Source organism: Mesorhizobium sp. RCC_202 (assembly GCF_041355295.1).
In the GTDB taxonomy this organism is placed as follows: domain Bacteria; phylum Pseudomonadota; class Alphaproteobacteria; order Rhizobiales; family Rhizobiaceae; genus Mesorhizobium.
The window spans coordinates 628,703-649,854 of record NZ_JBFUPO010000001.1; the positions used below are offsets into that span (position 1 = coordinate 628,703).

The 21,152-nt window shown below is 63.8% G+C and carries 19 protein-coding genes; 11 read left to right on the forward strand and 8 right to left on the reverse strand.

Annotated elements, in window-relative coordinates; genetic code table 11:
• Positions 1-142: 142 nt before the first annotated feature.
• Together pncB and gcvA are read right to left on the reverse strand one after the other, a co-directional pair.
• Positions 143-1,447: a nicotinate phosphoribosyltransferase gene (gene pncB / locus AB6802_RS02830; RefSeq protein WP_371008483.1), complete on the reverse strand. Its 1,305-nt coding sequence runs from the start codon at positions 1,445-1,447 to the stop codon at positions 143-145.
• A gap of 157 nt (positions 1,448-1,604) precedes the next feature.
• Positions 1,605-2,579, reverse strand: coding sequence for a transcriptional regulator GcvA (gcvA, locus tag AB6802_RS02835; RefSeq protein ID WP_371008484.1), 975 nt, complete (start codon positions 2,577-2,579; stop codon positions 1,605-1,607).
• A 202-nt stretch (positions 2,580-2,781) separates the two neighbouring features.
• On the opposite strand from gcvA, the gene speB reads away from it, so the two are divergent.
• The 6 genes from speB (at position 2,782) to AB6802_RS02865 (ending at position 8,387) form a co-directional block, all read left to right on the forward strand.
• Positions 2,782-3,837 (forward strand): agmatinase, encoded by a 1,056-nt coding sequence (speB, locus tag AB6802_RS02840; RefSeq protein ID WP_371008485.1) that lies wholly within the window; start codon positions 2,782-2,784, stop codon positions 3,835-3,837.
• A 77-nt stretch (positions 3,838-3,914) separates the two neighbouring features.
• A complete protein-coding gene (locus tag AB6802_RS02845; RefSeq protein ID WP_371008486.1) occupies positions 3,915-4,715 on the forward strand; it encodes a transporter substrate-binding domain-containing protein in 801 nt (266 codons plus the stop codon).
• A 6-nt stretch (positions 4,716-4,721) separates the two neighbouring features.
• Entirely contained in the window at positions 4,722-5,378 is a 657-nt protein-coding gene (locus AB6802_RS02850) for an amino acid ABC transporter permease (RefSeq protein WP_371008487.1), read from the forward strand.
• Positions 5,375-6,022 (forward strand): amino acid ABC transporter permease, encoded by a 648-nt coding sequence (locus tag AB6802_RS02855; RefSeq protein WP_371008488.1) that lies wholly within the window; start codon positions 5,375-5,377, stop codon positions 6,020-6,022. The genes AB6802_RS02850 and AB6802_RS02855 overlap by 4 nt, the downstream gene beginning before the upstream one ends.
• 360 nt (positions 6,023-6,382) lie before the next feature.
• Positions 6,383-7,189: an alpha/beta fold hydrolase gene (locus AB6802_RS02860; RefSeq protein ID WP_371008489.1), complete on the forward strand. Its 807-nt coding sequence runs from the start codon at positions 6,383-6,385 to the stop codon at positions 7,187-7,189.
• Between the two features lie 187 nt (positions 7,190-7,376).
• On the forward strand, positions 7,377-8,387 hold the full coding sequence (locus tag AB6802_RS02865; protein ID WP_371008490.1) for an NAD(P)H-dependent flavin oxidoreductase: 1,011 nt from the start codon (positions 7,377-7,379) through the stop codon (positions 8,385-8,387).
• Between the two features lie 65 nt (positions 8,388-8,452).
• Here AB6802_RS02865 and AB6802_RS02870 read toward each other — a convergent pair whose 3' ends face one another.
• Complete coding sequence (locus tag AB6802_RS02870) at positions 8,453-9,997, reverse strand: alpha/beta fold hydrolase (RefSeq protein ID WP_371008491.1); 1,545 nt, start codon at positions 9,995-9,997, stop codon at positions 8,453-8,455.
• Between the two features lie 241 nt (positions 9,998-10,238).
• On the opposite strand from AB6802_RS02870, the gene AB6802_RS02875 reads away from it, so the two are divergent.
• Positions 10,239-10,880, forward strand: coding sequence for a class I SAM-dependent methyltransferase (locus AB6802_RS02875; protein ID WP_371008492.1), 642 nt, complete (start codon positions 10,239-10,241; stop codon positions 10,878-10,880).
• 226 nt (positions 10,881-11,106) lie between these two features.
• On the opposite strand, the gene AB6802_RS02880 is transcribed toward AB6802_RS02875, so the two are convergent.
• The 5 genes from AB6802_RS02880 to AB6802_RS02900 form a co-directional block, all read right to left on the reverse strand.
• Entirely contained in the window at positions 11,107-11,922 is an 816-nt protein-coding gene (locus AB6802_RS02880; protein ID WP_371008493.1) for an oxidoreductase, read from the reverse strand.
• A 65-nt stretch (positions 11,923-11,987) separates the two neighbouring features.
• Positions 11,988-13,292, reverse strand: a complete 1,305-nt coding sequence (fabF, locus tag AB6802_RS02885; protein ID WP_371008494.1) for a beta-ketoacyl-ACP synthase II — start codon at positions 13,290-13,292, stop codon at positions 11,988-11,990.
• Positions 13,293-13,345: 53 nt separating this feature from the next.
• Positions 13,346-14,242: an NAD(P)/FAD-dependent oxidoreductase gene (locus AB6802_RS02890; RefSeq protein ID WP_371008495.1), complete on the reverse strand. Its 897-nt coding sequence runs from the start codon at positions 14,240-14,242 to the stop codon at positions 13,346-13,348.
• Between the two features lie 171 nt (positions 14,243-14,413).
• Positions 14,414-15,016 (reverse strand): TetR/AcrR family transcriptional regulator, encoded by a 603-nt coding sequence (locus AB6802_RS02895; RefSeq protein WP_371008496.1) that lies wholly within the window; start codon positions 15,014-15,016, stop codon positions 14,414-14,416.
• Positions 15,017-15,285: 269 nt separating this feature from the next.
• Complete coding sequence (locus tag AB6802_RS02900; protein ID WP_371008497.1) at positions 15,286-16,689, reverse strand: MATE family efflux transporter; 1,404 nt, start codon at positions 16,687-16,689, stop codon at positions 15,286-15,288.
• 242 nt (positions 16,690-16,931) lie between these two features.
• On the opposite strand from AB6802_RS02900, the gene AB6802_RS02905 reads away from it, so the two are divergent.
• From AB6802_RS02905 to AB6802_RS02920, 4 genes are all read left to right on the forward strand, one after another.
• The gene (locus AB6802_RS02905; RefSeq protein ID WP_371008498.1) at positions 16,932-17,849 is read left to right on the forward strand and encodes an AraC family transcriptional regulator; all 918 of its coding nucleotides are present in this window, start codon (positions 16,932-16,934) and stop codon (positions 17,847-17,849) included.
• A gap of 240 nt (positions 17,850-18,089) precedes the next feature.
• Positions 18,090-19,361: an ABC transporter substrate-binding protein gene (locus tag AB6802_RS02910; protein WP_371008499.1), complete on the forward strand. Its 1,272-nt coding sequence runs from the start codon at positions 18,090-18,092 to the stop codon at positions 19,359-19,361.
• 106 nt (positions 19,362-19,467) lie between these two features.
• The gene (locus AB6802_RS02915) at positions 19,468-20,334 is read left to right on the forward strand and encodes a carbohydrate ABC transporter permease (RefSeq protein ID WP_371008500.1); all 867 of its coding nucleotides are present in this window, start codon (positions 19,468-19,470) and stop codon (positions 20,332-20,334) included.
• Positions 20,331-21,143, forward strand: a complete 813-nt coding sequence (locus AB6802_RS02920) for a carbohydrate ABC transporter permease (RefSeq protein ID WP_371008501.1) — start codon at positions 20,331-20,333, stop codon at positions 21,141-21,143. Before AB6802_RS02915 ends, AB6802_RS02920 begins: the two co-directional genes overlap by 4 nt.
• Positions 21,144-21,152 lie beyond the last annotated feature (9 nt).

Below are 21,152 nucleotides of genomic sequence, written 5' to 3' on the forward strand. Positions count from 1 at the left end.
AAAGCGGAGACGAAAGCTTAATCTCCCCCCTTGAGGGGGAGATGTCCGGCAGGACAGAGAGGGGGGCGAAGGAACTCGGCCTATCCAGCCTTGCTCTATTTCTTGACGATGCAGGACATGTCTGGGCCACGAAGAACGACCCTCACACCTTCACCAACTGCTCCACACGTCCCTTCTCGCCGAAAATCCTGAGATACCGCCTTATCTCTTTCGCATCCCCGGTCGCCTTGGCGGGATTGTCCGACAGCTTCACCGCCGGCCGGCCATTGGCTTCCGTGACCTTGCAGACCAGCGATATCGCGTCGAGGCTGTCGGTCTCAGTCGGGGCGCAGCCTTCGAAATCGTTGGTGAGGTTGGTGCCCCAGCCGAAGGACATGCGCACCTTGCCGCGGAAATGCCGGTAGGTTTCCTCGATGGTCTCGACCTCGAGCCCATCGGAGAAGATCAGCAGTTTCTGCTTGGGGTCCTTCCCCCTCTGGCGCCACCACTCGATGATCCGCTCACCGCCCTCGATCGGCGGCGCGCTGTCGGGGCGGAAACCGGTCCAGTCGGCGACCCAGTCCGGCGCGTCGCGCAGGAAGGAATCGGTGCCGAAGGCATCGGGCAGCACGATCAGCAGGTTGCCGCCATAATAGCGCTGCCAGTCCTGCAGCACCTTGTAGGGCGCCTCGCGCAGCTCTTCCTCGGAGTTGGCCAACGCGGCGAACACCATCGGCAATTCATGCGCGTTGGTGCCCAGGGCCTCGAGGTCGTTGTCCATGGCCAGAAGCACGTTGGAAGTGCCGGTGAAGGCCTCGCCGATGCCTTCCTTCAGCGCCTCCACGCACCAGCGCTGCCACAGGAAGGAATGGCGGCGACGGGTGCCGAAATCGGAGATACGGATGCCGGGCAGCGCCTTCAGCCGCTCGGTCTTGGCCCACATCTTGGCCTTGGCGCGGGCATAGAGCACATCGAGCGCGAACGGCCCGTAGGAGCGCATGGCGGCGCGCGAGCGGAGCTCGTTGATGATGGCAAGCGCCGGGATCTCCCACAGCGTGGTGTACATCCAGGGACCGGGGAAAGAGAGCTCGTACTGGCCGTCGCGCTTGGAAAGCTCGTATGGCGGCAGCCTGAAACCTTCCAGCCAGGCGAGGAACTCCGGCTCGAAGATCTGCTTGCGGCCGTAGAAATTATTGCCGCCCAGCCAGATCATTTCCTTCTTGGAAAAGCGCAGCGTGCGGGCATGGTCGAGCTGCTCGCGCAGTTCGACCTCGTCGATGTCGTCGGCGAGGCGCACCGAGGTCGTGCGGTTGATCAGCGAAAAGGTGGCGTCGACCTTGGGGTACATGCCCCAGATCATCTGCAGCATCAAAAGCTTGTAGAAGTCGGTGTCGAGCAGGCTGCGCACGATCGGGTCGAGCTTCCAGGTGTGGTTGTAGACGCGCCGCGCTATATCGGTTCTTGCCATGCCTGCTGCCGCCTTCGCTGCTCGCCTTCAAGGCGCTTCGCACAGGGGCGCGCCTCGAGTGTTGGATTTAGCCAATCGCGTCTTAGCATCGAATTCCTGGATGCGCTGCCCGCTTTGCAAGCTGGCCCGACAAAAACGCCGGCAGGCAAGGCCAGCCTCAGGACGCGGTCCTGGCGCCTATGACCTTGAGCGCCGGGCGTTTCCTGCGGCTCAGCGCGCGGCCGGCCACCGGCGCGTCGGCGCGCCTGTCGGCCTCTTCCTTCTCGGCAAACAGCCAATCGATGAACAGCTGCACGATCGGCGCCGAGCGCATCTCGTTGCGGCAGACGACATAAAAATCGTCGACCGCCGGCACCGACAGGCTGAACGGCGCCACCAGCAGTCCCCTGGCGAGCAGCGTGCTGGCGGTGACGGAATCGCCAAGCGCCACGCCGTGGCCGTGTACCGCGGCTTCGATTGCGGTGCGCGCGTCGCCGAGATGGTGGCGGCGGCCGCGTTCGAGATCCAGCCCGTCGGCGGCGGCCAGCCAGGTATGCCATTCGCGCCCGTCATCGCCATGCAGGAAGACGTGATCGGCGAGGTCGCGCACGCTGCGGATCGGCCGGTTGTTGATCAGCGTCGGGCTGACCACCGGGAACAGCTCGAGGCCCGACCATTTGCGCATCCAGCAATCGCTCCAGCTGCCATCGCCATAGAGCACGCAGACATCGACCTGCGGCGAGCGGATGTCCCTGATATCGTTGGACGGGATCAGCGTCAGCCGGATGTCGGGATATTGCGCCATGAAGCTGCCGAGCCGCGGCGTCATCCAGAGCAGCAACAGCGCCGGCACGCAGGACACCGACAACGCGCCCGCACTCGCCGGCCTGGTCATGCGCTGGGTGGCGGCGGCGATGCCGTCGAAGGCCGTCGACACCGCCGGCAGCAGCTCGGCGCCATGCGGGGTGAGCTTGACCCGCTGCCCAGTGCGTTCGAACAGCCTGACGCCGAGCGATTGCTCCAATGCCTTGATCTGATGGCTGATGGCGCCATGCGTGACATTGAGCTCACCCGCCGCCTTGGTCAGCGAGGCGTGGCGCGCCGTGGCCTCGAAGGCGCGCAACGGGTTCAGGGGTGGCAGGCGCTTAGCCATGGACAGCTCGCTAGTTTGTGAGATTTTCTCACAATCCAGACTGTAACAATATCAATTGATTTTTCAAAGCCGCTGCCCGACACTTTTGCCCGGAACAGCTTTCAAGAGACGTGAAATCCGCGCGGACAGCGGGCAACGATCCAGCCGCAGATGGCTGGCGTGGCAATTGTCCATGCGGGCAGCAAGCAGAGGAGGACCGGACATGGGTTACGATCGCGGCAAGCTCGAAGCGTTGCGCCGCAAATATGGCGAGAGCCATGGTGGCGAGATGTTCGACCCGAAATTCCGCAAGGTCGCCGACAAGATCTTCAACAAGTCGGGCACCAGGCTGGCGCCCTATTCCGGCATCCCGACCTTCCTCGCCGCGCCCTATCGTGAAATATCGGCCGACAATCCGGATTTCGGCGATCTTCAGGTGGCGATGATCGGCGTGCCGATGGACCTCGGCGTCACCAACCGCCCCGGCTCGCGCTTCGGGCCACGCGCGTTGCGCACCATCGAGCGCATCGGCCCTTACAATCATGTGCTGGAATGCGCGCCGACGCATGAGCTTCGCGTCGCCGATATCGGCGATACGCCATTCCGCAGCCGCTACCGGCTGGAGATCAGCCATGAGGACATCGAGCGCCGCACCAACCAGATCGTCGATGCCGGCGTGCTGCCGCTCTCGGTCGGCGGCGACCACTCGATCAGCCATCCGATCCTGAAGGCGGTCGGCAAGAAGGCGCCGGTCGGCATGATCCATATCGACGCGCATTGCGACACCAGCGGCCTGTTCGACATGACCAAGTTCCACCATGGCGGACCGTTCCGCAACGCGGTGCTGGACGGCGTGCTCGACCCGACCCGCACCATCCAGATCGGCATTCGCGGCTCGGCCGAATATCTGTGGGAGTTCACCTACGAGTCCGGCATGACGGTCGTGCATGCCGAAGAGGTGACCGGGCTCGGCATTCCGGCAATCATCGAGAAGGCGCGCAAGATCGTCGGCGACGGCCCGACCTACATCTCCTTCGACGTCGACAGCATCGATCCGGCCTTCGCGCCGGGCACCGGCACGCCTGAAGTCGGCGGGCTGACGACGCGCGAGGTGCTCGAGCTGCTGCGTGGCCTGAAAGGCCTCAACATCGTCGGCGGCGATGTCGTCGAGGTGGCGCCGCAATATGACGCCACCACCAACACCGCCCATGTCGGCGCCCAGGTCCTGTTCGAGATCCTGAGCCTGATGGTGTTCAGCCCGGCAATCAAGAAGGGCTGACGCTAGACCTAATGCGGCCGCCGCGCTGGAGCCGGCGGCCGTATGCAAACAAACAAGCTTCCAGCAGGGGAACCACAATGTTACTTCGCAACACAATCAAATCCGCAGTCGCGGCAGCCATGATGCTCGGCGCCACCTGTCTTGCCACGCAGGCGAAGGCCGACGCCATCGACGACATCACCAAGGCCGGCGCTATCAATGTCGGCATCTTCTCGGACTTCCCGCCCTTCTCCTCGGCCAGCGCCGACATGAGCATCAAGGGCTATGACATCGACGTGGCGCAGGCGATTGCCGATTCGCTCAAGGTCAAGCTCAACCTGGTCAGCGTCACCGGACAGAACCGCATCCCGTATCTCACCGACAAGCGCGTCGATATTTTGATGAGCGTCGGCTATTCCAAGGAGCGCGAGCAGGTCATCGACTTCGCCGCCGCTTATGCGCCTTACTACATCGCCGTCATCGGGCCGAAGGCAATGGCGGTCAAAGGCAAGGAAGACCTTGCCGACAAGTCCATCGCCGTCAATCGCGGCACGCTGGAGGATACATCGCTGACCGCGGCGGCGCCGGCATCCGCCGACATCAAGCGCTTCGACAACTACAATTCCGTCATCCAGGCCTTTATCTCCGGCCAGACGCAGCTGATGGTGGTCGGCAACGACGTCGGCGCGCAAGTGCTGGCCAAGCAGGACGCGCTGCAGCCGGAGCAGAAATTCCAGCTCTTGACCTCGCCTTCGCATATCGGCCTCAACAAGAATGAGGACCGGCTGAAGAAGGCGGTGAACGACGCGGTCGCCAAGATGCTGGCCGACGGCAAGCTCGACGAGAGCTCCAAGGCGTGGCTGAAGACGCCTCTCAATCCCGACAACCTCAAGGATTGAGTTCCCGTGGCCTTTGGCTGGCTTGCAGGCGCCCTGGGCGACATCGCGCGCGGCGCGGCCACGACGGTCCTGTTGATCGTCGTGACCACGCTGTTGGGCACGCTGCTCAGCATCCTCGGTGCCGCCGGCCGGCGCAACGGCCCGGTGTTCCTGAAGCGGGCGATCGCGGTCTATGTCGAGGTGATGCGCAACACGCCGTTCCTGGTGCAGTTGTTCTTCATCTTCTTCGGCCTGCCCAGCCTCGGCATCCGGCTCGACCCGATCCTCGCCGCCATGCTGGCGATGACGCTCAACATGGCGGCCTACACCATCGAGATCGTCGGCGCCGGGCTCGACGCCGTGCCGGGTGGGCAGACGGAAGCCGCCCTGGCGCTTGGGCTCAGGCCCCGGCAGGTGTTCATTAAGATCGTGCTGCCGCAGGCGCTCAAGATTATCTATCCGGCGCTGACCAGCCAGATCGTCATCATGATGCTGGAATCAGCCGTGGTGTCACAGATCGCGGTGCGCGAATTGACCTACGAGGCCGACATGCTGCAGGCGCGCACCTTCCGTTCCTTCGAGACCTATTTTGTCGTGACCCTGGTCTATCTCGGCCTGTCGATGGCGCTGCGCCGGCTGCTGGTCACAGGTGGACGCCGTGTTCTTGGGGCGGGCGTGTCATGATCGAATTCACCTTCTGGGACATCGTCCGCAACCTGTTGCTCGCCGCCCGCTGGACGGTGCTGTTGTCGCTGGCGGCTTTCATCGGCGGCGCGCTGGTCGGGCTGATCGTGCTGTTCTTCCGCATCGCCAAGGCCAAGTGGAGCCGGCGTATCGCCTCGGGCTACATCGCGCTGTTCCAGGGCACGCCGCTTTTGATGCAGCTGTTCCTGATGTTCTTCGGCCTGCCGATGCTGGGCCTGCGCATCGAGCCGTGGACTGCCGCCGTGCTCGGCCTCACCTTCTTTGCCAGCGCCTATCTGGCCGAGATCTGGCGCGGCGGCGTCGACGCTCTGCCGCGCGGACAGTGGGATGCCGGCGCCAGCCTCGGGCTGCATTATCTGCAGGAGCTGAGGCTGATCATCCTGCCGCAGGCGTTCTCGATCACGCGCGCACCGACGGTGGGTTTCCTGGTGCAGTTGATCAAGTCGACGGCGCTGACCTCGATCATCGGCTTCGAGGAACTGGTCAGGACCTCCAACGCCATCAACAACGCGACGTTCGAGCCGTTCAAAGTCTACGGGCTGGTGGCGCTGATCTTCTTCGTCATGTGCTTTCCGCTGACGCAATATGCGCGCACGCTCGAGAAGCGGACCGCAGCACACTGAAGCCGAGCGCGAGGGCTGACCGCATCGACGGCGACCACAAGCTGCTGCGGCATGCAACGCGCTGATGCCATCAAGCAGTTGCTGTTGGTCGCCGACCCGAAATCAGTGGTGCGTCAACCGGGCGACCTCAATGAACCTCGCGCCCGGGGGCCCCGGCGAAATTGGCAGTGCCGCCGCCCGGCGCAATGCAAATTCCACCCGCGGCCCCGGTCAGACGCAACTCAGGAAAACCAGAAGTCGGATTCCAACCGCTTCATCGATCCGTATGCGGCCGCCAAAGGACATTGAGAGGACGTTGAGGGGACGCTGGCCCTCTATCAATCCCCACGCCGTCGGGCCGACCCAGAGGGGGAGCGAGAAATGTCACTGGTCAATACACTCTCCTATCATTGCACGTCCGAGGCTGTTGCCAGCGACGGCATCTCTATCGCTTACGAGGACCTGGGTCGCGGCGAGCCGCTCGTACTGCTGCATGGCGTGACCGAAAACAGCGAGTGCTGGCACGAGGCGGGCTACGTCGACAAGCTGCTGCGGCGCGGGCGCCGGCTGATCCTCATCGATTGCCGCGGCCATGGCCGGAGCGGAAAGCCTCACGATCCGATGGCCTATTCCGGCCTCAGGCGGGCGGCAGATGTCGTTGCCGTGCTCGACCATGCCGGTGTCCAGCATGCTGCGCTGATGGGACATTCAATGGGCGGCGTGGTGGCGTTGGCCGCGGCTCTCTATCATCCGGACCGCGTCAACGCGCTGATCGTCAATGGCGCGCATCCGTTCGCGGAGGATCTCACCTCCCTCCGAGTGGCGCTGAAGAATGACTTCGAAACTTGGCTCGCCTTCTTGACGCAACTGGCCCCCGACCTTTCGCAGGCCGCAAGCCGGCGGATCCGGGCCAACGATCTCACCGCTGTTCAAGCAAGCCTTGCCAAGGACAGGTTAGATTTCTCGGCGGCCTTCGCGGGGCTGGGGATACCGGTGCTGGCAATCAGCGGCATGCTCGATTCCCGTTGCGAGCCCGTCAGGAATTTCGCGGAACTGGCGGGCGGCGAGTTTCTGCCACTCGCGGGTAAGAACCATGTCACCGCCTTCCTCGATGTCGACACCGTGGCGCCGGTGGTCGACGCCTTTCTGGACCGTGTCGGTGCTCAGAACACAAGGCAAGGAGGCTGAGCTGTGTTCCAGTCCTGTCTTTCTTGGTGCGGACGCCGCACTGCGCCCTACGTCATCACCATGCTCGGCGGGTCATGGCGGATTGGGAAATTCCTTCGATGGCCAAGATCACGATGCGGCCATGACGATTAATCCTGGCCGGCGCGTCACGCGCAGGCTGCCCACAACCAAATCAAAGGACACAGACGTGATTTTGACATCCATCACCCGGGACTTCGGGCTCGCGACGCCAATCGTCAATGCAGGCATGGCGATGATCGCCCGACCCGCTCTTGCGGCCGCTGTCTGCGAAGCCGGCGGGCTTGGCACGATCGGCTGCGACATCAACCCGCCCCACATCCTGCGCGAGCTCATCGGCAAGACCAGGTCACTGACGAAGCGGCCCTTCGGCGTCGACCTGATCGGCGACTTCGTCACCGACGAACACATATCCGTGCTCATCGAGGAACAGGTGTCGCTCGCAATCTTCTTTTGGACGTTGCCGACCTCGGAACATGTCGGAAGGCTGAAGCACGCCGGTATCAAGGTCTGGATGCAGATCGGCCGAGTCGCCGAAGCTGAGCAAGCGGTCAATCTCGGCGCCGAAGCTCTCATCGTCCAGGGTGCCGAGGCCGGCGGCCACAATCGGGCGGAGGGGTCCACTATGACGCTCTTCCCCCGCATTCGCCGACGCTTCCCCCGCCTGCCGCTGCTTGCCGCAGGTGGCATAGTGGATGGCACGACCATGGCCGCCGCGCTTGTTCTCGGGGCTGATGCCGTCTGGTGCGGCAGCCGTTTCCTCGCTTCGCAAGAGGCCGAAGCGCACGATGCCTACAAGGACCGCGTGCTAGCTGCTGATGTTGGCGATACGGCGCTCTTGTCCATTTACGGGCCCGAGTGGCCCGATCAGATCATGCGAGCCATCGTCAATGACGGCGCACGTGCGGCGCTGGGGCGGGAAGCCGAAGCCACCAGGGATGCAGAAGGCCAGTTCATCGGCACTACCGTCCTCAACGGCCAGACGATCCCGGTGCCGCGCTACAGCGCTATCCTGCCGACGACGGATTTCAACGGCGACATAGAGCAGGCATGCCTGACGGCCGGACAAAGCGCCGGCAACATCGACGAAGTCCTGCCTGCGGGTGAGATAGTCCGGCGAATGACGGCTGAGGCAAAGTCAGTGCTCCGCCGTCTTACCAGCATAGCGGAGGCCGCCTAGCGCGAGGCCTTCACAGATCCATTTGCAACCGATCATCCCTGCAGAGTGCGCGCCTTGGTGAGCGATCAGCTGCGTCGTGCAAACGCGCTGATGCTATCAAGCAGCGGCTGTTGGTCGCCGACCCAGAACCAGTGGTCACTACCGGCGACCTCAATGAACTTCGCGCCCGGGATGTTGGCCGCAAGGAAGCGCCCGGCTTCGATGCGAACGGCACGGTCGCCGAAGCGATGCAGAACAATCGTCCGGGCCGAGACTTTTGCAAGGAAATGACGAACATCGGTATCACGCAGCGCTTCCAGCAGGCCAGCGACCCCACCAGGACTTGAGGCCGCCCTGAGCAACCCAGCCCACCAGGTCTGCGCCTGGCGGTCTGCGGCCAGGCTCGGGGCGAAAGTTTCGATTTCCGCCGGGCCACCCCAGCTGGCGAGCAGCCGTTGCTTCCATAGATCGTATTGCGCGACAGTCAGGGCAAAAGGATAGTCGGGCGCCCGGCTGCCTTTCGCAAGGGAACCCCAGAGAACAAGTCCGATCAGGCGATCGGAGTGGTTTACGGCAAAGCGGACACAACCCGGCCCACCTTCCGAGGCGCCGATGAGCAAGGCCTTACGGCTACCGGCCGCGTTCATGACCGCCAGAATATCCTGCGCCGTTGCTTCGACGGTCGGGCGGGCGCCGACACGGTCGGAAAGTCCCATGCCTCGCCGGTCGAAAAGGATCAGGCGGCCGAGACGCGAAACCGCAGTGATCCAGGCGCGGCAACTCCTGTCTTCCCAGACCCGCTCGACATGCGAAATGAACCCCGGAACAAGCACGATGTCCATCGGGCCGTTGCCGACGATCTGGTAGGCGATATGGATGCCGTCCACTTCGACATAGCGCGTTCTGGGTACATCAAGCGTGGTATCGTGAGTTGGCTCACGCAGCAGGGCAAGAGTGGTGGGGTCCGGCGTGATGCCGAGTTCGTCCCGCAGCAGCCGGACACAGGATTCGGCTTGGCGCTCGGCTGCCGCCCTGTCCCCGGCCGCCAGATGGGCACGGATCAGGTGACGGTGCGCACTTTCGCTCAAAGGGTCCAGTCCCGTCAGCCGCGTAGCATGCACGACCGCGCTGCGAGGCTCGCCGGAAGCGATCTTCGCTTCGACCAGCCGCTCGAGGGCCTGCACCAGCCGGCTGCGTAAGGCCTCGCGCCTGAAGAAGACCCATTCCTCGAATTCCGGACAATCCGGGACTGAGAAACCAGCGAGATAGCCGCTCTTATGCATATCGGCTGCCTCGTCGAGAGGACCGGCATTGCAGGCATGCTCGAAAACCTTGGAGTCGACCTCGACGGAGAGCGCTGGGTACAGGCTGAGGGACGTTCCGCTGGCGGCGATAACCTCGCGGCCGAACGCGATGCGGATTTTATACAGCGTGCGCCGCAGGCGCGCCCGTGCGGCTTCCTCGTCGGCTTCGGGCCACAGAAGCGTGGCTGCGACCTCGCGCGCCACAGGCCCCCTGGCCTCGGCGAGGTAGATGAAGAGCGCTGCTGCCTTGCGCAAGGCAAGTTCCACGCGCCGCCCGTTCAGACGGAACTCGGGAAAACCCAGAAGCCGGAGTTCCAACCGCTCCATCGATCCGTATGCGGCCGCCCAAGGACATTGAGAGGACGTTGAGGGGACGCCGGCCTTCTATCGATCCCCACGACGTCAGGCCGATTGGGCCCGGTAGGAGACTCCCTTGGAGCGAGAAATGTCAGTGGTCAATACTCTCCCTCACCATTGTCCCGGTCACGGCGGGCGGCGCTTGGCACCGGCTGTCGGTGCTTTCCCGGGTTTAGTCGGCTCTGCGAACACCGGGCGGGGAGGCTGAGACATGTGCCAATCCTGCCTCTCCTGGTACGCGCGCTGCATTGCTCCCTACCTCGTCCACGCCGGCTGTTCGGCCAACGCGTTCGCGCACATGCGAAGGCGAATGATCCCGCGGGCAGAGGGCATTGTTGTCGAAGTCGGCTTCGGGTCTGGCCTGAACCTTCCCTATTACGATCCGGCCAGGGTCGAGCGGCTGATCGGTGTCGATCCCGACGGCACAATGCTCGGCTTGGCCGGACCCAGGACCCGTTCCCTGCCGTTCGATGTCGAATGCCTCCGGGCCAGCGGCGAAAGCCTGCCGTTGGCCGATGCCTTCGCTGACACGGTCGTCGTGACCTATGCCTTCTGCACCATTCCGGACCCCGACGTGGCGCTGACCGAAATCCGGCGCATCCTGAGGCCTACGGGTCGGCTGATCTTCATCGAGCACGGTCAGGCCGAGGGGCCGCGCTGCCGCAGGTGGCAGGTGCGACTGAACGGGTTGTGGGGACGGCTCGCCGGCGGCTGCCACCTCACCCGCAGCCCGCTCGCCTTGATCCGGGGAGCGGGGTTCCGTATCATCGAAGAGGAGCGCGCACGGTTCCCGCTGCCCTTCTGGCAATTGGGGAGCCACCACGCCGGCGTCGCGGTACCTCAGACGGTTTGACGCCCTTCATCAGCTAAGCCTGCGACGCAAACGTCAGGAATGAGGCGCGAAGCAGCCATTCGTGATCTGGCGGCCGCCAGGCGTCGGCGGCCGTTCTGCCTCAATGCCCGAAAGCGAACGGCGGCGCCAGTCGGTCGCGGCGGAGCCAACGCCCCAGCAGCAGCACCGCCACCACGGCGAGGCCCGAGGCCAGGCCGATCCAGATGCCGACGCCGTTGGCGCGACGTCAGACCGGCAGCCCGCTTTGCTTTCTCAGACTCTTGTCGAATGCAGATTCGGGAACGAAACGGCGCAATATGCTGACCCGGCGCGCCATTTTTCCAGCGGCATAGCGCCTCCTGGGGGCGGACGCGGTCGCGGCCTCCAAGACAGTCCTGGCTACGACCTCGGGAGCATCACCTGTTTCAACTGCTTTCCGCAGGACCCCGTTCATACTGCCACGCGCAGCGTCATAGATGTCGAGCAGCCGGTCCGGCCTTATGAGATTCTCTTCGAATGACGTCCGGGTATAGGCGGGTTCGACCAGCACAACCCGGATTCCCAATGCACGCAGTTCGTGGTCAAGCGATTCAGAGTAGCCTTCAATGGCATGCTTGGTAGACGCATAGAGCGCGGAATAGGGAGCCGGAATTAGGCCCATCAGCGAACTGAGGTTGACTATCCTGCCCGTTCCTTGCCGGCGCATTGTCGGCAACACCGCGCTCGTGACGCGGAGAACGCCGAAGACGTTTACGTCGAACAGCGCCTGAGCCTGTGCCGTCGAGGATTCCTCCGCGCCGCCGAGTAGGCCGACACCGGCATTGTTGACGAGCAGGTCGATGCGCCCAGCCTCGGTCAACACCCTCTCGACCATTCTTGCGACGGACTCATCGTCGGTCACATCGCAGGCCAGCATCGTAATGCCGTCGGAGCTTTCAGAGCCTCCACGACGGCTGGTCCCGAATACCCGGAAGCCCGCGCTCCGCAAGGCTATGGCCGTCGCGCGGCCGATACCGGAAGATGCTCCTGTCACCAAGGCGACGCCGGGATTGGTCTTGCTCATGTCTATCATTACTTTCTTTGTGTTGGATCGGACGCGAAGAAGCTAAGGCCCGGAACGAAGGCGCATCAGCTATGGGTGCCTCTGGCGCTCGCGTCAGTCGCCGCGGCGGCCCAGCACCTGAACAAGGCACTGGCATTCACTCCGCCGAAGCCAAAGCCGTTGCAGATCGCGTAATCCATCGCCATCGGCCGGGCTCGGTTTGCGACGAAATCGATGCCGTCGCCGACCGGATCGGGAGCGCTCAAATTGAGTGTCGGCGGCGCCACCTGGTCCCTGAGCGCCAGGATGGTGAAGATCGCCGCAAGGCCGCCGGCGGCTCCAAGCAGATGCCCGGTCGCCGACTTCGTGCCGCTGACGGCGATAGAGAAATCCGCGCCGAACACGCTTTTGATCGCCGCCATTTCTCCGAGATCGCCGACCGGCGTGGAGGTCGCGTGTGCGTTGAGATGGCCGACCTCACACGGCGAAATACCTGCCTGGGCAATTGCGATCTCCATGGCCCGACGCGCGCCATCGCCGTCCTCGGGACCAGACGTGACGTGATGGGCATCCGCCGTCGTACCGTAACCGACGAGCTCGGCGAGCGGCTTGGCGCCGCGCGCGAGCGCGTGGTTCAATTCCTCGATGACCAGGACGCCGGCGCCTTCGCCCATGACGAAACCATCCCGCGATATGTCGAATGGACGAGAGGCCTCTTCAGGGCGGTGGTTGAAGGAGGTCGATAGCGAGCGCGCCGCTGCAAAACCGCCGAGACTGACGACATTCATGCATGCTTCGGTGCCTCCGCACACGGCAATGTCGGCTTCATTGGCGCGGATGAGGCGGGCCGCATCACCGATCGCCTGAATGCCGGCCGCGCATGCCGTCACTGGCGCGCCGAGCGCACCTTTGAAGCCGTGACGGATCGAGACATGGCCCGCCGCGAGGTTCACCAGGAAGGACGGCACCGTGAACGGCGAAAGACGGCGCACGCCGCGCTGGTCAACCGTTCGCACGGCCTCGGTGATAGCGGGAAAGCCTCCGACGCCCGAAGCGATGATCGTCGCGGTGCGCAGGCGATCTGTCTCGGACACGGGCGCCCATCCCGCCTGCGCAAGCGCCTCATCCGCCGCCGCCAGCGCGAACAGAATGAAGCGGTCTACGCGGCGCTGGTCCTTCGGCGCCAGGATGGCGTTCGGATCGAACCCTGCCTCGGCGTCTTCCTCCACGGACGGCACCACGCCGCCAATCTTCGCCGGCAGGTCGCCCACCATGTCGTCCGGAAGCTTCCGAAGCCCCGAGCGGCCGGCCAAGAGGCGCGACCAGGACGCTTCGACGTTGGCGGCGAGCGGTGTGACCGCGCCCATGCCTGTTACAACTATACGTCGCATCTGTTCTCCTAACAATCCGGCGCCATGCCCCTCGGCGACCGGAATCTGTGCTCTCAAACCAGCATCGACTGCTGGGCGAAGATCCCCGCCATCGCGCCGTGTGATGACGCCAGGGTGACCGAGGGGGGCGCGAGGGGGTTGGCGAGGTCGCCGGCGGCGTAGATGCCGGGCATGCTGGTTTCGCGGCGCTCGTCGACCTTGAGGATGATGCCAAGGGGCGTATTGACCGTGGCGAGGCCCAGTGATTCATGCAGGCTTGCGGACGGCTTGTTGCGCGGATGCGCGAACAGGATGTCTACTGCGACATCGGGGGCGGTATCGAGCTTGACGGTGGCATTATGGTCCCCGTGACGGGCGATTTCGGTGATCCTGCCGTCGACGACAGGTACCTGGCGGCGCGCCAGATCGGTTCGGATATCGGATGGAATGTCGTGACCATCGGCGAAGACCGTCAAATTGTCGGTCCAATCGTGGAACAGCCTGACCTGATTGTGCGACTGCGGGCCGGACCAGACGAGGCCCCAATGCTGGCCGGCGAATTCAAAGCCGTCGCAGTAGGGGCAGGGCACGATGGACGTGCCCCAGCTTTCGGCAAAGCCCGGAACATCAGGCATCTGGTCGGCGACGCCATAGCTCAGGATAAGGCGGCGCGCCCCAAGGCTTTCGCCATCGCCGGTGAGGACGGAGAAATCGTCGATGGCGCCGGAGATGTTGTCGGCGCGGGCATTGACCAGTCTGATCGTGGGATAGCGCGCCAGCTGCTGCCGCGCCTCCGCCAGGATTTCCAGCGGCGGCTTGTGATCGTGGCCGAGAAGGCCATGCGAGTGGCCGGCGAAGCGATTGCGCGGCAAGCCGGTATCGAGAACGGTGACCTTGCGGCGGGCACGGCCGAGCTGCAGGGCGGCGGCGAGACCGGCAAAGCTGCCGCCGATGATGATGACGTCATCCATGGTGATGGGCTCCGTGTTGCGGATGGAGGGGGTTGGGCTGGGCCTGGCGCGCAATATCGTCCAGCGATACGCGCTCGAGACGGGCAGCGGGCAGGGCTTCGGCATCGGCGAGAAGCCGCCCCCGACTGTGTTGACCGACCGGGCCGCAGGACCCGGCTGGAGAAACCACCGTCATCGGAGCTGTCCTTTTTGGGCAGCACCGGCAGACGACCCCATCACGCTCTTGGCGGCCGCTTGCAGGAACTGCTTCGACAGCTCCTCGTCGTTGACCGCTCGCGCGAGAACGACCGCGCCGATCATGGTCGATAAAATGGCCATGGCCTTGCCGCTAGGCGCATCGCCGCCGGCCTCGCCAACCCACGGACCCAGCATCTCGAGGTAGTCCCTGATCCCGGCTTCGAATGAGGCCTTCACCTCGATGCCCTGCCTTGCGGCATCGGAGCCGAGCGCAACCACCGGGCAGCCGTCCATCCTCTCTTCGCGGTGCCCCGTGCTGAGATAGAAGTCGATCAATGCGCCAAGCGGGTCCTCGGGGCTCGCCGCGACTGCGGCCGACCACCGGTTCGCGCAGCTTTCCAATGCCCGCCTGGACGCCTGCGCCACCAAGTCGTCCTTGGATGCGAACTGTTTGTAAAACGCGCCTTGGGTCAGCCCGGCGCCTTCCATCAGATCCTTGACGCCGATGCCATCGAATCCACGCTCGCGGAAAAGTCGGCTTGCCACATCGATCACGGTTTGCCGGTTCTGCTCTGCCTGACTGCGACTAACCCGCATCGTCGATGTCCTTTTTTAGATTTCGTTCGTAATCAATAACAAATATAGAGTACGAATGCAATCTATTTTGGCGTGAGGCGATGGGCATGAAAAAGGCAACTTGTTATCGGGCTGGGCAGCATCCTGGCCGCAGGGTTAGGGGTGGCCGTGTTCGTCACGCTTCCCATTCGACGCAGGAAGCTTCCGCCGCAGCCGACCCGAGGCATGAACCATCGATCGTCGGACTGGTGATGGCAGCGGCCGCGCGGTGTTGGCCGCCGCTTTTGCGTTCAATGCCCGAAGGACAGCGCCGGGCCGATGCGGTCGCGCCTTAGCCAGCGCGCCAAGAGCAGCGCCGCCACCACGGCGAGGCCCGAGGCCAGGCCGATCCAGATGCCGACGCCGTGCAAGCCGAAATGGAAGGCAAGCAGCACGCCGAGCGGCAGGCCGACGCCCCAATAGCCGATCGCGGCATAGATCATCGGCACCTTGGTGTCGTGCAGGCCGCGCAGCATGCCGGCGGCAACGGCCTGGGCGCCGTCGAAGACCTGGAAGATTGCCGCGAACACCAGGAACGAAACGGCAAGCGCGATCACCCTGGCGTTGGCCGGATCGGTCATATCGATGAAGGCGCTGATCAAAAGATGCGGCAACAGCACCATGACCAGGCCCATCAGCGCCATGAACGAGACGCCGATGACAAAGGCCGTCCAGCCGGCGCGCGACACCCCCTCGGGGTTGCCGGCGCCATGCGCCAGGCCGACGCGCACGGTCACCGCCTGGTTGAGGCCGAGCGGCACCATGAAGGAGATCGAGGCGATCTGGATGGCGATGGCGTGCGCGGCCAGCGAATCCGCGTCGATCAGGCCCATCAACAGTGCTGCCGCATTGAAGATCGTCACCTCGAAAGCGAGAATGCCGGCGATCGGCAGGCCGAGCCGCAAGAGGCCACGGAAGCGTGGCCAATCAGCGCGCCAGAAGCGGCCGAACAGGTGATAGCGGCGGAACTTCTGCTCCAGCATCACCACGGCCGCCAGGCCGATGAACATCAGCGTGCTGGACAAGGTCGTGGCGAGGCCGGAGCCGGCGATGCCCATCGCGCGGATACCGAGATTGCCGAACATGAACACCCAGTTGAAGAAGACGTTGCAGGCGACAGCCACGAAAACGATGACCAGCGCCCAGCCTGGACGCTCCAGCGCCGAGATGAACGAGCGCAGCACGATGTAGCCGTAGAAGGGCAGCACCGCCCATTCGAGCCAGCGCAAATAGATGCCGGCGTGGTGTGCCAGCGTCGGTTCCTGGCCCATCGCCAATAGAATAGCCTCGCCGTGCCAGAGCACGACCCCGATCGGGATCGAGATCAGGATCGCCAGCCACAGGCCCTGGCGCACCGTGCGGCGCAGGTCGCGCACCGAATGGCGACGGCGGCCGAGCTCGGTCGCCATCATCGGCGAGGTGGCCAGCATCAGGCCAAGGCCGAAGATCAGCGGCATGAAATAGAGATTGGCCCCAAGCGCGCCGCTGGCCAGCGTATCGGCTCCGAGACGGCCCATCATCATGACGTCGGTGGCCGTCATCGCGGTCTGGCCAAGATTGGTGAGCACCATTGGCCAGGCGAGCGCAATCGTCGCCCTGATTTCCTGACGCCAAAGGTTTTCCGGCGCAAGGGCGCCGGTTTCGATCGCAGACATTGATCCGTTCTTTCAGAACACGGCGCGTCGGCACGGAGCCGGAAGCCGCACATCAACAGCGCGAAATGGCGCGGTTTGCGTCGCCTTGTGAACGAAACGCGACATGTTGGCAAGGGAGGAGGCACCGCCAGCAATTGAGCCAGCGGTCCGGGCGACGGCCAATGCCTCGTTCACTTGCCGGAACTAGCCTGCTACGGATTGCGCATATGGGAACAGCCGGCGAAGCTTGCCGGGAGGAACGAATGCCGTTCAGGCGCAGGAAGAACACGGCCGCGATCCCGCGCACAGCGCCCGCTTTCGAGCACATCGTGACCGAGGCGAGCGACAGTTTCCTGTGGCGGCTGGACGACTATCCCTGGGAACGCAATGTCTGGAATTTCCATCCGGAATACGAGATCCATCTGCTCCGGAAATCGTCCGGCGTCGTCCTGGTCGGCGACCATATCGGCGAGTTCGGGCCGGGTTATCTCACCATTGTCGGCGGCGGGCTGCCGCATGACTGGGTGACGGCGGTGCAGCCGGGCGAACTGATCGAGGGCCGCGATATCGTGCTGCAATTCGATGCGGAGCGGTTGCGCGGCTCGGCCGGCCTTTTGCCGGAGCTGCGCGAGCTGGAGCCGTTCCTCGAGCGATCGTTGCGCGGCGTGGCCTTCCATGGCCAGACCGCGATCGACGGCGCCGCGCTGATGGAGCGGATGGGCACGGTGACCGGCCTCAGCCGGTTCCGCCTGTTCCTCGAACTGGTCGACCTGCTGGCCAAGACCGAGGAATACGAGCTTTTGTCGTCGCCGGACTTCTCGCCGATGCTCGACGCCGCGTCGCTCGACATCATCCAGCGCACGCTGACCTATCTGTTCCAGCATTTCGCCGAGGACCTGAAGCTGCCGGAGTTGGCCGAACGCGCCGGCATGAGCGAAAGCAGTTTCTCGCGCTTCTTCCAGAAGAACACCGGCAACTCGTTCAGCGACCATGTCGCCAAGCTGAGACTCTGGCAGGCCTGCAAGCTGCTGGCCGACACCGATACCCCGATCACCGACATCTGCTTCCAGGTCGGCTACATGAACATCTCCAATTTCAACCGGGCTTTCCTGCGCAAGCACAAGATGACACCGTCATCCTATCGCAAGCTGTCGCGGCAACGGCTGGCGCTGCGGGCCTGATCAGGAGCCAAAACACATCCGCCCACCAGAACTGATATTCGTGTGACGGGCGGACTCTGCGGACGGTATATTTTGCGCCGCACAATGCATAAAAGTACAGGTTTATCGCAAAGGGCCTTCTAGCGCGGCCTTTAGCAACTCCTCATTTTGGCGATGGGTGGCTTGTCGCTCGGGCGATGGCGAGGATCGCGCAATCCGAGGGCTTCCGCTTCCTGCGACTGTTCCTGGAGGAGAAAATCAATGCAACCAATTCGGCTCGCTGCGGGCTTGAGCGCAGCTTTCATGCTTACCACCACCCTCTCGACCATGGCGCTGGCGGCGCCGGTCTGCACGGCGCTGGTCAAGGTGCTGGCGCAGCCGCGCGACGGCCTGACGCTACTGGAGGATTCCAAGGCGGAGTTCGAGAAACTTGCCGGCGCCAGCTTTAAGATCGACTACCTCAACGAGAACGACCGCCGCGCCAAGTCGCGCGCCGATGCCTCCACCGTCGGCAATTACAACGTCTATTATGTCGATGAGGCCAATGTCGCGCTGTTCGCGTCGTCGGGCTGGATCGTGCCGCTGACCGATTATTATCCGGCTGACTATGATTACGCCGATTTCGATCCAGGCCGCCAGAAGGTCGCCACCTATGACGGCAAGGTGTGGTTCGCGCCGCTGACCGGCGGCGGCGACCTGATGGTCTACCGCAAGGATGTGCTGGAGGCCGCCGGCATCCAGCCGCCGAAGACGCTGGACGAGCTCATTGCCGACGTGCCGAAGCTGACCGACGCCGACAAGGGCATGTATGGCATTGCGCTGCGCGGCGCGCGCGGCTCGGGCGCCAATGTCTGGCGCTGGATGCCGTTCTTCAAGGCCTATGGCGGCAAGTGGTTCGACGGCGACAAGCCGGCTTTCAACTCGGACGCGGCGGTGAAGGCTACCGAGACATATCTCAAGTTGTTCAAGGATTCGGCGCCCGGCACGCAGACCGGCAGCTGGGATGAATCGACCGGCGCCTTCCTCTCGGGCCAGGTCGCGATCCTGGTCGAGTCGACGCCGCTGTCGGGCATGGCGGTCGATCCCAAGACCTCGCAGGTGGTCGGCAAGATCGGCTTCCTGCCGCCGCCCTCGCCGTTGCCCGGCGGCGGCTACGGCCATGGCCTCGCCATCGCGGCCAAAGCCAATGCCGACGACGCTTCGAAGAAATGCGCCGGCCTGTTCATCGCCTGGGCGACCTCGAAGGAAAACGAGAAGCGCCGGCTCGACGCGCATCAGTTCGGCGAGCTGAACCGCACCAGCGTGCTCTCCAGCAAGGAATTCGCCGACATCTACGGCGCCGACCTCGGCCAGGCGTTGGCAGAGACCGGCAAGGTCACTGCGGTGAACTTCTGGCAGGACCCGCGCTGGCCGGATCTCGGCGACCGCTGGGGCATCATCCTCGAGGAGCTGATCAGCGGCACCCGCACCGACGTCAAGGGCAGCCTCAACGAGCTCGAGGCTTACGCCAACGAGCTGGTGAAGAAGAAGTAATCCTCCCGCCCGTGGCGCGTGGTTCGCAGCATTCGGCTGGATGCCGGGACCTGCGCGTCACGGGTTTTCCTTGCCGCTCTTGAAAGGCATAGACCGAGGATAGGCAATGCGCCAACGCTCTTCCCTGCCCGTGACGTTTCTCGTTCCGACGCTCGCCGTTCTCCTGGTGCTGTCGATGGTGCCGACGCTCTACGCCATCGTCATCGCCCTGCAGAACCGCGAGCTGAGCTCGGCAAACTATTCCTGGGTCTGGTTCTCGAACTTCGCCGATCTGTTCTCCGACCGCCGTTTCCTCAACGCCGTCTGGGTGTCGGTGAAATGGGAGATCGTCACCGTCGTGGCGACCATGGTGGTGGCAGTCGGGCTCGGCGTGCTGATGTTCGAGGTCGCCAGCCCACGCCTGCGCAACGTCTACTGTCTGCTGTTCATCATCCCGGTGCTTCTGCCGCGCGTGTCCGCGGCCTTCGTGTGGAAGTTCGCCTACCATCCGCTCTATGGCATCGCCACCTACCCGTACCGGCTCGTCACCGGCGGACTGATCTTCGATCCGCTGTCGAAACCTTCGACGGCGCTGTTTGCCGTCGCTTCGGTCGATGTCTGGCAATGGGGTCTGTTCTTCGCTGTCATCGTGCTGAAGCTGCTCGAAACCTTGCCGCCGCAGCCGATCGAAGCGGCTCGGCTCGATCACGCCAAGCGCTGGCAGATCCATGCCTATGTCACCTTGCCGATGCTCAAGGCGCCGCTGATCAGCCTGATGTTCGTCAAGATGATCGAGTCGCTGCGCTCCTTCGACCTGATCTATGTGATGACGCGCGGCGGTCCGGGCGTGGCGACCGAAACACTCGACATGTATGCCTTCTCGCAGGGTTTCATCGAATCCGGCAAGGTCTCCTACGCCTCGGCCATGGCGGTGCTGATGATGATCGCCACCGTCATCACCTTCACCATGCTGTGGAAGCGAGTGCAGGCATGAGGCCCGGCAGACTGATCGCCAAGACCATCTTGGCGCTGGCCGGATTCCTGGCCGTGTTCCCGCTTGTCTGGACGGCGCTCAACGCGCTGAAGAACAATGTCGACATCATCACGCGCGTGCCGAAGGTGATCTTCACGCCGACACTCGCCAACATCAGCTACATCCTCGGCCGCGACAGCGTGCTCACCGGCCTTTACAATTCGGTCGTCGCCTGCGGCTCGGCGGTGCTGATCGGCATCGCGCTCGGCCTGCCGGCTGCCTACGCCGTGGCGCGTTACCCCAATCGCTTTGCCGGCGACATCCAGTTCTTCGTCCTGTCGCTGCGCTTCCTGCCGCCGGTGGCGGTCGCCATTCCGCTGATGGTGATCTGGCTGCAGATCGGTCTCTACGACACTTTGCCGGCGTTGATCGTCACTTATTCGCTGCTCACCATCTCGGTGATCATGTGGCTGGCGATCCCAGCCTTCCAGGGCGTGCCGAAGGAGATCGAGGAAGCCGCTTTCGTCGATGGCTACGGCGCCTATTCCGTGTTCTGGCGGATTGCGCTGCCTGTCGCGGCGCGCTCGCTGATCGGCGCTGTCGCCTTCAGCTTCGTGCTGGTCTGGAACGAGTTCCTGATCGCGCTGATGCTGTCGAGTTCCAACGCCAAGACCTTGCCGATCGTCGCCTCCGAACTCTCGCAGCAAGGCATGAACGTGCCGTGGGGCATCCTCAATGCCTCGGTGGTGCTCTTGTCACTGCCGCCGCTGCTTTTCCTCGGTGTCTTGAGCGGCTTCCTGAATTCCGTTTTCCGGCAAAAGAAGACTTGATGTGAGGAA

Coding starts and splice junctions, on each gene's coding strand:
- pncB (WP_371008483.1), bottom strand. CDS start 1,447: ATGGCAAGAACCGATATAGCGCGGCGCGTCTACAACCACACCTGGAAG.
- gcvA (WP_371008484.1), bottom strand. CDS start 2,579: ATGGCTAAGCGCCTGCCACCCCTGAACCCGTTGCGCGCCTTCGAGGCC.
- speB (WP_371008485.1), top strand. CDS start 2,782: ATGGGTTACGATCGCGGCAAGCTCGAAGCGTTGCGCCGCAAATATGGC.
- AB6802_RS02845 (WP_371008486.1), top strand. CDS start 3,915: ATGTTACTTCGCAACACAATCAAATCCGCAGTCGCGGCAGCCATGATG.
- AB6802_RS02855 (WP_371008488.1), top strand. CDS start 5,375: ATGATCGAATTCACCTTCTGGGACATCGTCCGCAACCTGTTGCTCGCC.
- AB6802_RS02860 (WP_371008489.1), top strand. CDS start 6,383: ATGTCACTGGTCAATACACTCTCCTATCATTGCACGTCCGAGGCTGTT.
- AB6802_RS02870 (WP_371008491.1), bottom strand. CDS start 9,997: ATGGAGCGGTTGGAACTCCGGCTTCTGGGTTTTCCCGAGTTCCGTCTG.
- AB6802_RS02875 (WP_371008492.1), top strand. CDS start 10,239: ATGTGCCAATCCTGCCTCTCCTGGTACGCGCGCTGCATTGCTCCCTAC.
- AB6802_RS02880 (WP_371008493.1), bottom strand. CDS start 11,922: ATGAGCAAGACCAATCCCGGCGTCGCCTTGGTGACAGGAGCATCTTCC.
- fabF (WP_371008494.1), bottom strand. CDS start 13,292: ATGCGACGTATAGTTGTAACAGGCATGGGCGCGGTCACACCGCTCGCC.
- AB6802_RS02890 (WP_371008495.1), bottom strand. CDS start 14,242: ATGGATGACGTCATCATCATCGGCGGCAGCTTTGCCGGTCTCGCCGCC.
- AB6802_RS02895 (WP_371008496.1), bottom strand. CDS start 15,016: ATGCGGGTTAGTCGCAGTCAGGCAGAGCAGAACCGGCAAACCGTGATC.
- AB6802_RS02900 (WP_371008497.1), bottom strand. CDS start 16,689: ATGTCTGCGATCGAAACCGGCGCCCTTGCGCCGGAAAACCTTTGGCGT.
- AB6802_RS02905 (WP_371008498.1), top strand. CDS start 16,932: ATGCCGTTCAGGCGCAGGAAGAACACGGCCGCGATCCCGCGCACAGCG.
- AB6802_RS02910 (WP_371008499.1), top strand. CDS start 18,090: ATGCAACCAATTCGGCTCGCTGCGGGCTTGAGCGCAGCTTTCATGCTT.
- AB6802_RS02915 (WP_371008500.1), top strand. CDS start 19,468: ATGCGCCAACGCTCTTCCCTGCCCGTGACGTTTCTCGTTCCGACGCTC.
- AB6802_RS02920 (WP_371008501.1), top strand. CDS start 20,331: ATGAGGCCCGGCAGACTGATCGCCAAGACCATCTTGGCGCTGGCCGGA.